Source organism: Variovorax sp. CCNWLW225, assembly GCF_037204045.1.
Classification (GTDB): domain Bacteria; phylum Pseudomonadota; class Gammaproteobacteria; order Burkholderiales; family Burkholderiaceae_C; genus Variovorax.
Map to the genome: position 1 here is coordinate 155945 of NZ_JBBCBV010000011.1, position 13342 is coordinate 169286.

At 66.2% G+C, this 13342-nt stretch carries 9 protein-coding genes; 4 read left to right on the forward strand and 5 right to left on the reverse strand.

Annotation, left to right across the window (positions count from 1 at the left end):
• Positions 1-138 precede the first annotated feature (138 nt).
• The 5 genes from V9L20_RS18610 to V9L20_RS18630 all read right to left on the reverse strand — a co-directional run bounded on the left by V9L20_RS18610 (position 139) and on the right by V9L20_RS18630 (position 6451).
• Positions 139-867: an ABC transporter ATP-binding protein gene (locus tag V9L20_RS18610; RefSeq protein ID WP_337297693.1), complete on the reverse strand. Its 729-nt coding sequence runs from the start codon at positions 865-867 to the stop codon at positions 139-141.
• A gap of 136 nt (positions 868-1003) precedes the next feature.
• On the reverse strand, positions 1004-1771 hold the full coding sequence (locus V9L20_RS18615; protein ID WP_337297694.1) for an ABC transporter ATP-binding protein: 768 nt from the start codon (positions 1769-1771) through the stop codon (positions 1004-1006).
• Positions 1772-1811: 40 nt separating this feature from the next.
• On the reverse strand, positions 1812-3269 hold the full coding sequence (locus V9L20_RS18620) for an extracellular catalytic domain type 2 short-chain-length polyhydroxyalkanoate depolymerase (RefSeq protein WP_337297695.1): 1458 nt from the start codon (positions 3267-3269) through the stop codon (positions 1812-1814).
• A gap of 257 nt (positions 3270-3526) precedes the next feature.
• A complete protein-coding gene (locus V9L20_RS18625; RefSeq protein ID WP_337297696.1) occupies positions 3527-4714 on the reverse strand; it encodes a substrate-binding domain-containing protein in 1188 nt (395 codons plus the stop codon).
• 192 nt (positions 4715-4906) lie between these two features.
• The gene (locus V9L20_RS18630; protein WP_337297697.1) at positions 4907-6451 is read right to left on the reverse strand and encodes a sigma-54 interaction domain-containing protein; all 1545 of its coding nucleotides are present in this window, start codon (positions 6449-6451) and stop codon (positions 4907-4909) included.
• A gap of 157 nt (positions 6452-6608) precedes the next feature.
• Here V9L20_RS18630 and V9L20_RS18635 point away from each other — a divergent pair, with 157 nt between their 5' ends.
• The 4 genes from V9L20_RS18635 to V9L20_RS18650 are packed head-to-tail and all read left to right on the forward strand — an operon-like array spanning position 6609 to position 13160.
• Positions 6609-7331 (forward strand): CerR family C-terminal domain-containing protein, encoded by a 723-nt coding sequence (locus V9L20_RS18635; protein WP_337297698.1) that lies wholly within the window; start codon positions 6609-6611, stop codon positions 7329-7331.
• Complete coding sequence (locus tag V9L20_RS18640) at positions 7328-8821, forward strand: efflux transporter outer membrane subunit (protein ID WP_337297699.1); 1494 nt, start codon at positions 7328-7330, stop codon at positions 8819-8821. Before V9L20_RS18635 ends, V9L20_RS18640 begins: the two co-directional genes overlap by 4 nt.
• Entirely contained in the window at positions 8818-10053 is a 1236-nt protein-coding gene (locus tag V9L20_RS18645; RefSeq protein WP_337297700.1) for an efflux RND transporter periplasmic adaptor subunit, read from the forward strand. Before V9L20_RS18640 ends, V9L20_RS18645 begins: the two co-directional genes overlap by 4 nt.
• Positions 10050-13160, forward strand: coding sequence for an efflux RND transporter permease subunit (locus tag V9L20_RS18650; RefSeq protein WP_337297701.1), 3111 nt, complete (start codon positions 10050-10052; stop codon positions 13158-13160). Before V9L20_RS18645 ends, V9L20_RS18650 begins: the two co-directional genes overlap by 4 nt.
• The last annotated feature ends 182 nt before the right edge of the window (positions 13161-13342 follow it).

Here is a 13342-nt window from a genome sequence, read left to right on the forward strand (position 1 = left end):
CCTCCTCTTGCTCCTTCCCCCTCTGGGGGAAGGTTGGGATGGGGGCAGACGGCACTTGCAAGGCCGCGCTGTATCGAAGGCCGCGAGCCCCCACCCCAACCCTCCCCCGGAAGGGGAGGGAGAAAAACGTTGAGTACTTCATAGAGCCAGTCCAAGCAAAGATTGCTGCAGTTGCGCATCCGCGGAGAACTCCGCCATGCCGCCGCTGTGCACCACGCGGCCGTTGTCCATCACCGCGACGGTGTCGCCCAGGCGCTGGGCGAAGTTGATGTTCTGCTCCACCAGCAGAATCGTCACGCCGCTGCGCTTGAGCTCGCCGAAGGCATCGATCATGTTGTTGATGATGGCCGGCGCCAGGCCCTTGCTGGGCTCGTCGACGATGAGCAGTTCGCGCGGTTCCACGATGGCGCGCGACACGGCCAGCATCTGCTTCTGCCCGCCCGAGAGCTTGCCGGCCGGATGGTTCCAGAACTTCTCGACCGCCGGAAAGAGCTTGAAGATCCACTTCAGGCGCGTGTCGTCCATCTGCTCGGCGTTCTTGGCACCGCGCGCGGCAAGCAGCATGTTCTCCTTCACCGTGAGGTCGGAAAAGATGCCCATGTTCTCGGGCACATAGGCAATGCCAAGCTCCGCGATCTGCGGCGTGTGCATGGCGGTGATGTCCTTGTCACCGAAGCGCACCTTGCCCTCCGATGCATGCCACAGGCCCATGATGGTTCGCAGCGTGGTCGTCTTGCCCGCGCCGTTGCGGCCCAGCAGCATGGTGAGCTGGCCTTTGGGCACTTTCAGGTCGACACCGTGGAGGATGTGATAAGCCCCGATGTGCGTTTGCACGCCTTCGAGGGTCAACAGGTTCTGAGTTGTCATCGGTCTTGCTCCTTCCCCTTCCGGGGGAAGGTTGGGATGGGGGCATGCGGCGCTTGAAAGGCCGCGTCGGTTCGAAGGCCGCGAGCCCCCACCCCCGCCCTCCCCCAGCCGGGGAGGGAGAAATTCATCGACGCCTTCATGCAACCGCCTCCTTCGCAATGCCCAGGTAGGCCTCTTGCACCACCGGCGAGGCAATCACCTCGGCCGGTTCTCCATCGGCCACCAGCGTGCCGTTGTGCAGCACGATGATGCGGTCCGCGAGCTCGCGCACCACGTCCATCTTGTGCTCGACCAAAAGAATGGTCTTGCTCTTGTCCTGCTTCAGCTTGCGGATCAGGTCGAGAATGACCGGCGCCTCGGCCGCGTTCATGCCGGCGGTTGGCTCGTCGAACATGAAGACCTTGGGCTCGAGCGCCATCAAGAGCGCCACCTCCAGCTTGCGCTGGTCGCCATGCGGCAGGCTCGCCACGGTGGCGTGCTCGCGAGATTTCAGCGCCACGTCGGCCAGGATCTGGTCCGCGCGTTCAGTCAGCGCCTTGTGGTCGCTCCAGATGCTCCACAGGTTGAGCCCGCGCCGGTGCGCGCCTTCGCGCGTGGCCTGCACCGCAAGGCGCACGTTCTCCAGCACCGTGAGATTGGGGAACAGGTTGGTGAGCTGAAAGGCCCGCCCCAACCCCGCGTGCGTGCGTGCCGAAGGCGACAGCCCCGAGAGCAGTTGCCCATCGAGCGACACCGTGCCCGCGCTCGCCTTGAGCTGGCCCGAAATCAGGTTGAAGTAGGTGGTCTTGCCCGCGCCGTTGGGGCCGACGATGGCCGTCAACGTGCCCGGCGCGAAGGCGCAGCTCACGTTATTGACGGCCACGTGCCCGCCGAAGCGGATGGTCAGGTCTCGGGTCTCAAGCATCGTTGGTCTATTGCAAATAAAAGTCGGGGACCGGTCGGTCTCAACAGGTGCCGATCACGTAGTAGTTGGGGCCGGTCTGCTTCAGCGTCGTGGTCACGTAGATGTTCCACAGCCCCATGGCTTGCGCCGAGCCATAGGCATACGTGAGGCCCCACAGCGCATAGGCGCGCCCGGCCACGGTATGCGCATAGTTGCTGGCGGTGTAGCAGGTGCCGCCACCGCCGCTGCCGGCCAGCGTGGTGCCAGTGGCCGCGCCCGACATCGCACCCTGTGCGTTGTTGGCGTCCAGCGCCGCCACGGTCCAGCTGTAGGTGGTAGATGCCGCCAGCCCGGTGTCCGTGTAGCTGGTGCCCGTCACGGGTGCGGCGTTGACCTTGCTGCCGCCGCGGTACACGTTGTAGCCGCTCGCGCCCGAAACGCCGGCCCAGCCGATCACCATGCTGCTGCTGGTCGCGCCCGAGGTGCCCACGCCGGTGGGCGCCGGCAGAGACGAGCCGCCGCCAGAGCCGGTCACGCGATCGACCATCGCCTTGAGCGCCGCCATCTGCGGGCCCGACTTCTTTGCGTAGTTCGCGTTGTCGTAGCCCCACCAGTCCCAGCAGCTGTTGGTGGCCGCGGTGCTGGTCTGCGGATAGATCAGCACAATGTTGTTCGTGTCGGCCCAGCGGTTGTAGCCGGTCTTGCGCACATACTGGTCGCCCACGTCGGTGTAGTTCTGCTTGCAACCGTGCAGCACCATGTGCACGCGGCACGAAGCGGTGGTGCAGGCCTGCGGCACGTAGATCCACCCCGTCGCGGCCACGCCGTGGCCGGTGATGAATTCGGACTGGTTGAACTCGGTGAACGTGCCGCCCAGCGTGCCGTTGTTGCGCGGGTTCAGCGGGCCGTAGAGATGCTGCAGGATGTCGCCCGCAAGATCGAAGCCGCAGTTGTTGATGTAGGGCGCGGCGGTAGTGCTGCAGGCGCCGCCGTAGTCGTCGGTCACCATGGCGTGGCCGGCGCCGATGTTGTTCTTGTAGACCGTGTTGGCGGCGGGCACAAAGCTCTGGTAGTAGGTCTTCAGGTCGTTCATCACCGCCGGCTTCACGGTGTTGTCCGACGTGCCGGAGAAAAGGTACACCTTCGAAGCGGTCATGTTCGACACCGGGTCGATCGCACCGCTGGCGGCCCAGCTGTTGGTGGTGCTGACGAGCGTCGACACCGGGATGCTGGTGCTGTGCGTCATGCAGCGCCCGGTGGCGTTGAGCACCGAGCCCTCGGCACAGTAGTACGGCCCGCCGGCCACCACGCCGGCACCGCGCTTGAAGGTGGCCGAATAGGCCACGTGCAATTGCACCGCCATGAAGCCGCCCGCCGAGAGGCCGGACACGCTCACCTCCGCCGGGTTCGCGCCCAGCGACGGCAGCGGCACCGCCGCGGTTGCCGTACAGGCATGCGCGCCAAACGCCATTGCCGCAGCCGCGGCCAATCCCTTCCAGTTCCATCGCATCGCTGCCATCGCTGTCTCCTTTTGTAGGTTTGTCGAACGCTTGCTTGATTGCTGACGAATCGGCCGTTGGTGACGCCGCGCCCGCGCCGCAAGGCGCAAGCTGGCGCTTCGCCCGGCGGCCACCCGGGGCGAAAAGTTAGCGGCGTGTCCCTGGGCCCTGAACATTCAAGGAACACCGCGGAACCGGCTTTGCCGGGCCGCTGGTGTTGCCCCCGGTAGGGGGTTGGCGAAGCGACACGAAGTGCGCGCAGACTGGGGGCGAGCCCTTATCTCTTGTTCTTGATGGGGATGTCCATCTCTTCAGGCTTGATCTCGCGCACCAGCTCGGGCACGCCCCAGGCAAACGCCGGATCGACCTTGATCTTGAAGTGGTACATCGACTGCATCGCCTGGTGGTCTTCCTTGCGGAAGGTCATCTTGCCCTTGGGCGTGTCGAAGCTCATGCCTTCCATGGCGCCGATGAGCTTGTTGGTGTTGGTGTCGCCGCCCGTCTTCTTGAGCGCCGTGACCACCGCCATCGCAGCGGAGAACCCGCCCGCCGTGAAGAAGTCCGGCGGCGTCTTGAATTCCTTGTAGTGCGCCGACACCAGCGCCTCGTTGACCGGGTTCTTCGGAATGCCGAAGTAGTAGTACGCCGCGCCTTCCATGCCCGGCAGGTTCTTGTAGGCCGCCATGGCCGGCAGGATGTTGCCGCCGGTGGCAATCTCGATGCCGTAGCGCTTCAGGTCCAGATCGACAATCTTGAACGGGTTGCCCGCGCCAGCCCACACGATCCAGATGATCTTGCGGCCAGGCTGGTCCTTGAGCTTGTCGATCAGGCGCTGTGCGCCGGCCGTGAAATCCGTGGTGGCGGGCGGCAGGTATTCCTCGTGCACCAGCTTCGCCTTCTTGAGCGCGGCACCGAAGGCCTTGACGCCATCGCGGCCGAAGGCGTTGTCCTGCGCGAGCGTGGCAACGGTCACGCCCTGCTTGTCGATGGCCACTGCATTGGAAATGGCGTCTTGGCTCGAGTTGCGGCCGGTGCGGAAGATGTACTTGTTCCACTTGTCGCCGGTGATCGAATCGGCCACCGCGGGCTCGACGATGAGGATCTTCTTGTACTCCTCGGCCACCGGCAACATGGCCAGTGCCACGCCCGAAGCCGTGGGGCCCACCGCCAGCGCGGCCTTGTCGTCGGAGTAGGCGGCCGCCAGAAGCGACTTGCCGAGGTCGGGCTTGCCCTGGTCGTCCTTCTCGATAACCACGAGCTTCTTGCCGTTGACGGTCATCGTGCCGCCGGTGGCGTAGTCCAGGCCCATGGTGAAGCCGGTCTGCGTCTGCTTGCCGTAGGCCTCGAGCGGGCCGGTCTTGCTGTAGATGTGCGCGATGCGGATTTCGTTGGACTGGGCCCAGGCGGGTGCGGCGGCGGCGCAGGCGGCGAGTGCGGCCAAGGCAACGAGGTGGCGACGGTTCATTCTTTGTCTCCTTTGATAGGTGACTGAATATTGCACACTTCGTGCCAGCGGTTAACCCATTGATAACAAACGCTTCTTCATTTGGAAGAAGCGCTGTCCGACTGAATTCAGAACAACTGATGTGTCTGAATTTCAATCACTTGTCTGCCAATCAGTCAGGGTTTTTGCGGAGCAGGCCAGGTCGCGTGCGCTTTACGCCTGCCGCTCCTGGCTCGTCATCCGCTCATACAGGGTTGCACGCGAAATACCGAGCAAGCGAGCGGTCGCCAGCTTGTTGCCGCCGGTGGTCGCCAGCGCCGCTGCAATTGCCTTGCGCTCCAGTTCGGCCACCTGTTGCGCAAGCGGCCGGAGCAGCGCCGCCTGCTCGTCGGCATCGTGCGCACTCTGCAGCGTGGCCGGCAGTTCGATCTGCTCCAGCCCCGCCTCGCGCAGGATGCGTTCGAGTTGCGCGGCGTCGATGCGCTGCGAATCGCTGCGCATGGTCACCTGCTCCAGCACATTGCGCAGCTCGCGGATGTTGCCGCGCCAATGCTGGCCTGCGAGCAGCGCCAGCGCATCGGGTGTGAGCTCGGGCGGCGCCTCGCCGCTGCGCAGCGCCATGTCCTCGCCCAGGGCTTCGACCAACGCCGGTATGTCGCTGCGCCGCTCGCGTAGCGGCGGCACGCGCAATGGCAGCACGTTGAGGCGGTAGTACAGGTCTTCGCGAAACTGGCCGCGGCGCACCAGCTCGGGCAGATCGCGCGAGGTGGCGGCGATCACGCGCGCATCGAAGGGCACGAGCTTGTTGGAGCCGAGCGGCTCTATCTCGCCCTCTTGCAGCGCGCGCAGCAGCTTGGCCTGCAGGCCGAGCGGCATGTCGCCGATCTCGTCGAGGAACAGGCTGCCACCATCGGCCAGCTTGAACTTGCCTTCACGCCCTCGCCTGTCGGCGCCGGTGAATGCGCCTGGCGCAAAGCCGAAGAACTCGGCCTCGAGCAGCGTGTCGGGCACGGCCGCGATGTTGACGCTGACGAACTGCCCCTTGGCTCGTGCCGATGCCGCATGGATCGCATGCGCGAGCAGTTCCTTGCCGGTGCCGGTTTCGCCGAGCAGCAGCACCGGGCTGGTCGACTGCGCGGCGCGTCGCGCATGGCGCTTTACCTCTACCGCCGCGGGGCTGCTGCCGATGAAGCTCGCAAAGGTGTATTTCGAGCGCCGCTGGCCGTCGGCCGCATGCAGGTACAGCGGGTTGTTGCGCTGGGTTGCCAGCTCGCGCCGCGCATCGTCGAGGTCGCGCTGCAGCAGCGCAAACTTGCTGATGAGCGGCTGCAGCGTGGTTTCGGGCTGGTCGAACAGCACGATGCCGATGGCGCCGATGACCTCTCCCGCCCTACCCTCGCGACCGTCGTGCTCGGCGCGTAGCGGGATGCGGCTGACGACGAAAGTACCCGCTTTGTTGGTGAGCAGGTCGACCAATATCGGCTCGCCGGTCTCGAGCACGCGCCGCATCTGCGTGTTGGGAATCACGTCTTCGACCATGTGCCCCAGGAACTGGTCGATCGAAGAAAAGCCCAGCGCAGGCAAGAAGCGCCGGTAGCCTTCATTCACCCACACGATGCGGCCGCTGCGGTCGACCAGGAACATGCCCTGGCTGATGCTCGAGAACAGATGGAACATCGAGCGCGCGGCCAACGCGAGGATGCCCTCGGCATCAAGGGGCAATGCGGAAGATGCGGTGACGGGCGGAGCGGCGGACATGGGCGGATCGTAGCGTGCATCAATCCGCAACAAATCGGACATCAATGCGGCACTGGAATTGTCCAGAATTCACATTCAACCGACGAGTGCGACTAAAGCCCTCATCCGGCCTTAAGTAAATCAAACGTTTGATTACTCGCATGGTCTAATCGCGGGCATGAGCGCCTACGCCCTTCAAGCCATTACCGCCCGCGCGCCTCGAAGCGACGGCGTTGAAGCGCGCCAGCGCCTTCTCTACGCCGCACTCGCACTCTTTGCCGCCAACGGCTACGCCAAGACTTCCACACGCGAGATTGCGCGCAACGCGGGCGTGAACATCTCTGCCATCAGCTACTACTTCGGCGACAAGGCCGGTTTGTATGCCGCCACCTTCGGCGAGCCCATGGGCGGCAATGCCGGAGACTTCGTGCAGTTGTACGACGCACCCGACATGCCGATCGAAGAGGCGCTGCGCATCTTCTTCACCCACATGATCGAGCCGCTCAAGCAAGGCGAGATCGTGCGGCAGTGCATCCAGCTGCATCTGCGCGAAATGCTCGAGCCCACCAGCCAGTGGGCCGAAGAAATGGAACGCGACATCAAGGCGCCGCACAAGGCCATTGCGGGCATTCTGTGCCGCCGGCTCGGCCTTTCGCGGCCCGACGACGACGTGCATCGCCTGACCTTCGCCATCACCGGCCTTGCCATGCAGCTCTTCGTGAGCCAGGACCTCGTCGAAGCCATCCGCCCCTCTTTGCTGAACACGCCGCGCAGCGTCGACACCTGGGCCCAGCGCCTCACCAGCTACGCGCTTGCGCTGGTCGAGGCCGAAGCCTTGCGCCGCCAGGCCGCCGCCAAGCCCGCGGCCGCACCAGTCCGATCCGGGAGAAAGAAGACATGAGAAGACTTCGATTGATTTACACGCTATGCCTGCCGCTCGGGCTCGGCCTCACTGGCTGCGGCTTCATGAGGCCGCCCGCTGCGGTGGAAGCGCCGATGCCCGCGCGGTGGCATGCGCCGCTGCCTCACGGAGGCTCGCTCGCGTCACTGGCCGACTGGTGGCGCCAGCTCGACGACCCGCTGCTGGTCGAGCTCATTGCCGCGGCCGAAGCCGCGAGCCCGAACGTTGCGAGCGCCGCGGCGCGCGTGGCCGAGGCGCGCTCCACGCGCATTGCGGCCGGTGCGGCGCTGCTGCCCAACCTGGACGGCACGCTTTCGGGCAGCCGCGGCGTCTCGGGCTCTTCGCTCGGATCGGGCGCTTCAGGCGCCTCGTCCGGCGGCGGCGGCGCCACCGCACTTGCGCCGGTGACCACGCTGCAGGCGGGCCTTCAGTCGCAATGGGAAATCGACCTGTTCGGCCGGCTGCGTGCCGACCGAGACGCTGCGCGCAACCGTCAGGAAAGCGCCGATGCCAAGTGGCATGACGCACGCGTTGCCGTAGCGGCCGAGACCGCGAACGCCTATTTCGCCGAGCGCGCCTGCCAGCAGCAGTTGCGCGTGTCTGAATCCGATGCCCGCTCCCGCAGCGAAACCGCGCGGCTTACCGACCTTTCGGCGCGCGCAGGATTTACCGCGCCGGCAGATGCCGCGCTCGCACGCGCCAGCGCATCCGATGCTTCCGGCCGCCTGACCCAGCAACGCGCACTGTGCGCAGTGCAGCGCAAGGCGCTGGTGGCGCTCAGCGGCATCGACGAGACAACGCTGGAGCAAAAGCTCGCAGCCTCGCCGGCACAGCGCGCCCTGCCGGCGGTGGGCAGCATTGCCAGCGTGCCGGCACAGGCCATCTCGCAGCGGCCAGACGTGTATTCCGCCGAACTGGGCGTTGCCGCAGCAAGCGCCGACGTGGGTTCGGCCGAGGCCGCGCGCTATCCACGCCTGTCGCTTTCGGGTTCCATCGGCCGCATGCAGATTCGCACCAGTGGCTTCCGCGAATCGCTCGACACCTGGACCGTGGGGCCTGTGTCGCTCACCGTGCCCCTGTTCGACGGCGGCACGCGCGCCGCCAACGCCGAAGCGGCGAAGGCGCGCTACACCGAAGCCGTCTCGCTCTACCGGGCCAACGTGCGCCAGGCCGTGCGAGAGGTGGAAGAAGCCCTGGTCAACCTCGACAGCACGAACGCGCGCGCCACCGATGCCGACACGGCCGTGCAGAACTACCAGGCCTCGTTCGACGCCACCCAGGCCCGCTACCAGAGCGGCCTGGCCAGCCTGTTCGAACTCGAGGATTCGCGCCGCACGCTCTATGCAGCGCAAACCGCACGCGTCTCGCTGCAACGCGAACGCACCGAAGCCTGGGTTGCGCTCTACCGCTCGATGGGCGGCGGATGGGCCCGCCCCGAATCGCCCTCTATGACCTCCAACCCGACCGCCAAGGTCGCGACGTCGCCATGAAAAGAATCAAACGCTCTACCCTCGTCATCGCGCTGCTGGCGCTCGTCATCGTGGTTGCCGCGGCCTTGTGGCTGACGCGCAGCAAGCCGGCGGGCGAGCCCGGCGCCGCGCCCGCGGCCGCCAAGGGCAAGGACGGCGCACCGCCGCCCCGGCCCACGTTGACGGTGACCGTCGCCAAACCCGAGCCCACCGAGCTCACGCTCACGCTGGCGGCCAACGGCAACGTGGCCGCGTGGCAAGAGGCCAGCGTGGGCTCCGAATCGAGCGGCCTCAAGCTGGCAGAGGTTCGCGTGAACGTGGGCGATGTGGTGAAGAAGGGCCAGGTGCTGGCCGTGTTCTCGCCAGAGACGGTGCGTGCCGACATCGCGCAATCGCGCGCCTCGCTCGCCGAAGCCAGGGCCACGGCGGCCGATGCCGCGGGCAACGCGGCGCGCGCCCGCACGCTGCAAGCCACGGGCGCGCTGAGCCAGCAGCAGATCAACCAGTACCAGACGGCCGAGCAAACTGCCAAGGCACGCGTCGAAGCGGCCGAAGCCGTGCTGGCCGCGCAGGAAGTGCGCGGCCGCAACACGCAGGTGCTGGCGCCCGACGACGGCGTGATCTCTTCGCGCACCGCCACGGTCGGCAGCGTGGTGGCCGCCGGCACCGAGCTGTTCCGGCTGATCCGCCAGGGCCGGCTCGAATGGCGCGCCGAGGTGACCTCGGCCGAGCTCAGCCGCATCGCAGTGGGCACCACGGCCTTCGTGGTCAGCGCAAGCGGCGCGCAGGTGCGCGGCAAGGTGCGCAGCATCGCGCCCACGGTCGATCCGCAAACGCGCGCGGCGCTGGTCTATGTCGACCTGCCGAACGTGCAGCAGAACACCGGCATCAAGGCCGGCATGTTCGCGCGCGGCGACTTCGAACTCGGCCGCAGCTCGGCGCCCACCGTGCCGCAGAGCTCCATCGTTCCGCGCGACGGCTTCAACAACGTCTTCATGCTGCTGCCCGACAACCGCGTGGCGCAGCTCAAGGTGCAGACCGGCCGCCGCGTCGGTGAGCGCGTCGAAATCACCAGTGCGCTGCCGGAGGGCGCGCAGATCGTGGTGCAGGGCGCGGGCTTCCTGAATGATGGCGACCTGGTGCGCGTTGTGGCGGCACCCGCACCCGCGGCGGCCGGAGCCCAGCCTGCCGCATCCGCCGCATCGGCGCCCGTGGGCAATCCCGGCGCCAACGAAACAAAGGCACGCCCATGAACGTTTCCGCATGGTCCATCCGCAACCCGATTCCGGCGGTGATGCTGTTCGTGCTGCTCACCTTCGGTGGGCTGCTGTCGTTCAACGCGATGAAGGTGCAGAACTTTCCGGACATCGACCTGCCGACCGTGACGGTCTCGGCATCGCTGCCCGGCGCCGCGCCTTCGCAGCTGGAAACCGACGTTGCGCGCAAGCTCGAGAACTCCATTGCCACGGTGCAGGGCCTGAAGCACATCACCACCAAGGTGCAGGACGGCGCCGCCACGCTCATCGTCGAGTTCCGCCTCGAGAAGCCGGTGCAAGAGGCCGTGGACGACGTTCGCTCCGCAGTGCAGCGCGTGCGCGCCGACCTGCCGGCCGACGTGCGCGACCCGGTCGTCACCAAGCTCGACTTCGCGGCCCAGCCGGTGCTGGCCTTCACCATCGCCTCGCCACGCATGGACAGCGAGGCGTTGAGCTGGTTCGTCGACAACGACATCACCAAGAAGCTGCTGGCGCTGCCCGGCGTGGGCGCGGTCAACCGCGTGGGCGGCGTCACGCGCCAGGTGCATGTCGATCTCGATCCGGCCAAGCTGCAGGCGCTGGGCGCCTCGGCGGCCGACATCTCGCGCCAGTTGCGGCAAGTGCAAACCGAAAGCGCGGGCGGCCGCATCGACCTGGGCGGTAGCGAGCAGCCGGTGCGCACGCTGGCCACCGTGCAGTCGGCCGACCAGCTCGCGGACATGCAGATCGCCCTTTCCGATGGCCGCCGCATCCGGCTCGACCAGGTGGCGCGCATCAGCGACACCATCGCCGAGCCGCGCGCCGCGGCGCTGCTCAACGGCAAGCCGGTGGTCGGCTTCGAAGTGGCTCGCAGCCGCGGCGCCAGCGAAGTGGAAGTGGGCCGAGCTATCCAGAAAGCCTTGGCCGACCTGCGCGTGCAGCGCCCCGACATCGAACTGACCGAAGCCTTCAACTTCGTCGACCCGGTGGAGGAAGAGTACGACGGCTCGCTGCACCTGCTGTACGAGGGCGCCATCCTGGCCGTGATCGTGGTGTGGCTGTTCCTGCGCGACTGGCGCGCCACTTTTGTCTCGGCCGTGGCACTGCCAATGTCCGTGATTCCGGCCTTCATCGGCATGCATCTGCTGGGCTTTTCGGTCAACGTGATCTCGCTGCTCGCGCTCTCGCTGGTGGTCGGCATATTGGTGGACGACGCCATCGTGGAGGTGGAAAACATCGTGCGCCATTTGCGCATGGGCAAGTCGCCGTATGAAGCAGCCATGGAGGCGGCCGACGAAATCGGCCTGGCGGTGATTGCCACCACCTTCACGCTGATTGCGGTGTTTCTGCCCACGGCCTTCATGAGTGGCGTGGCGGGCAAGTTCTTCAAGCAGTTCGGCTGGACGGCTTCGCTGGCGGTGTTTGCGTCGCTGGTGGTGGCGCGGGTGCTCACGCCGATGATGGCAGCCTACATCCTGAAGCCGGTGGTCGGCGCCGAGAAAGAGCCGCGCTGGCTCACGGTCTACATGCGCGCGGTGGAGTGGAGCACGCACCACCGCTTCAAGACGATGGTGTTCGCCACCCTCTTCTTCTTCGGCTCGCTGGCGATGATTCCGCTGCTGAAGACCGGCTTCATTCCGCCGGACGACAACTCGCAGACGCAGATCTATCTCTCGCTGGCGCCCGGCTCCACGCTCGCTCAGACCACCGCGGCCGCGGAAGAAACGCGAAACCGCGTGATGAAGATTGCGCACGTGAAGAGCGTCTACACCACGGTGGCGGGCGGCAGCGCGGGCGGCGACCCGTTCGCTAACTTCGGCACGCCCGAAACGCGCAAGGCCACGCTCACCATCAAGCTGGACGACCGCGGCGACCGGCCGCGCAAGCAGGTGATCGAAAACCAGATTCGCGCCGCGCTCGAAACGCTGCCCGGCGTGCGCAGCACCGTGGGCCTTGGCGGCTCAGGCGAAAAATACATTCTTGCCCTAACGGGCGAAGACCCTGCGGCCTTGGCGAGTGCGGCCAGTGCGGTCGAAAAAGACCTGCGCACCGTGCCCGGCCTGGGCAACATCACCTCCACCGCGAGCCTGATCCGTCCCGAAATTGCCGTGCGCCCCGACTTTGCGCGCGCCGCCGATCTCGGTGTGACCAGTTCGGCCATTGCCGAGACCTTGCGCGTGGCCACGCTGGGCGACTACGACCAAGCGTTGGCCAAGCTCAACCTCGCGCAGCGGCAGGTGCCCATCGTGGTGAAGCTCGAAGATTCGGCGCGAAAGAACCTGGATCTGCTCGGCCGCCTCTCGGTGCCCGGTACACGCGGCCCGGTCATGCTGAGCCAGGTGGCTTCATTGACGATGGAAGGCGGCCCGGCCGTCATCGACCGCTACGACCGCTCGCGCAACGTCAACTTCGAAATCGAGCTCTCGGGCGTGGGCCTGGGAGATGCCAAGACAGCGGTGACATCGCTGCCATCGATCCAGAAGCTGCCGCCCGGCGTGCGCGTGACCGAGATCGGCGATGCGGAGGTGATGACCGAACTGTTCGCGAGCTTCGGCCTCGCGATGCTCACGGGCGTGCTGTGCATCTACATCGTGCTGGTGCTGCTGTTCAAGGACTTCCTGCATCCGGTGACGATTCTTTGCGCATTGCCTTTGGCACTGGGCGGGGCGTTCGTCGGTTTGCTGATCGGGCAGAAAGCGCTTTCGATGCCATCGCTGATCGGGTTGATCATGCTGATGGGCATCGCGACCAAGAACTCGATCCTGCTGGTCGAATACGCCATCGTGGCGCGGCGCGACCATGGCATGAGCCGCTGGGATGCGCTGCGCGACGCCTGCCACAAGCGTGCACGGCCCATCATCATGACCACACTGGCCATGGGCGCGGGCATGTTGCCGATTGCGGTGGGTCTTGGTACGGCGGACTCAAGCTTCCGCTCGCCGATGGCAATGGCGGTGATCGGGGGGCTGATTACCTCTACCGTGTTGAGTTTGCTGGTGGTGCCGGCTGTGTTCACTTATGTGGACGACATCGAGCACTGGATTCGGCGAACTGTGCGCAAGCTGCGGGGACAGCCGGCTGATCCGCACATCGACGACGACCTGGTCGAGGCACCACGAACTTGAATGTGCTGCGCCCTCTCCTGCTGACTGCGGGGAGGGCGTTGGTTTTTACGCCGTTGTTTGCGGGGTTTTGTTTGGGGCGCCGCTGTTTTGGGCGCCGCTGTTCACGGCGTGTGCAAAGGCCACCGGGTACTCCCCTCCGCGAATGTCCCCCGGGGCTGCGCCCCTCCTCCTTTATTTCGCTG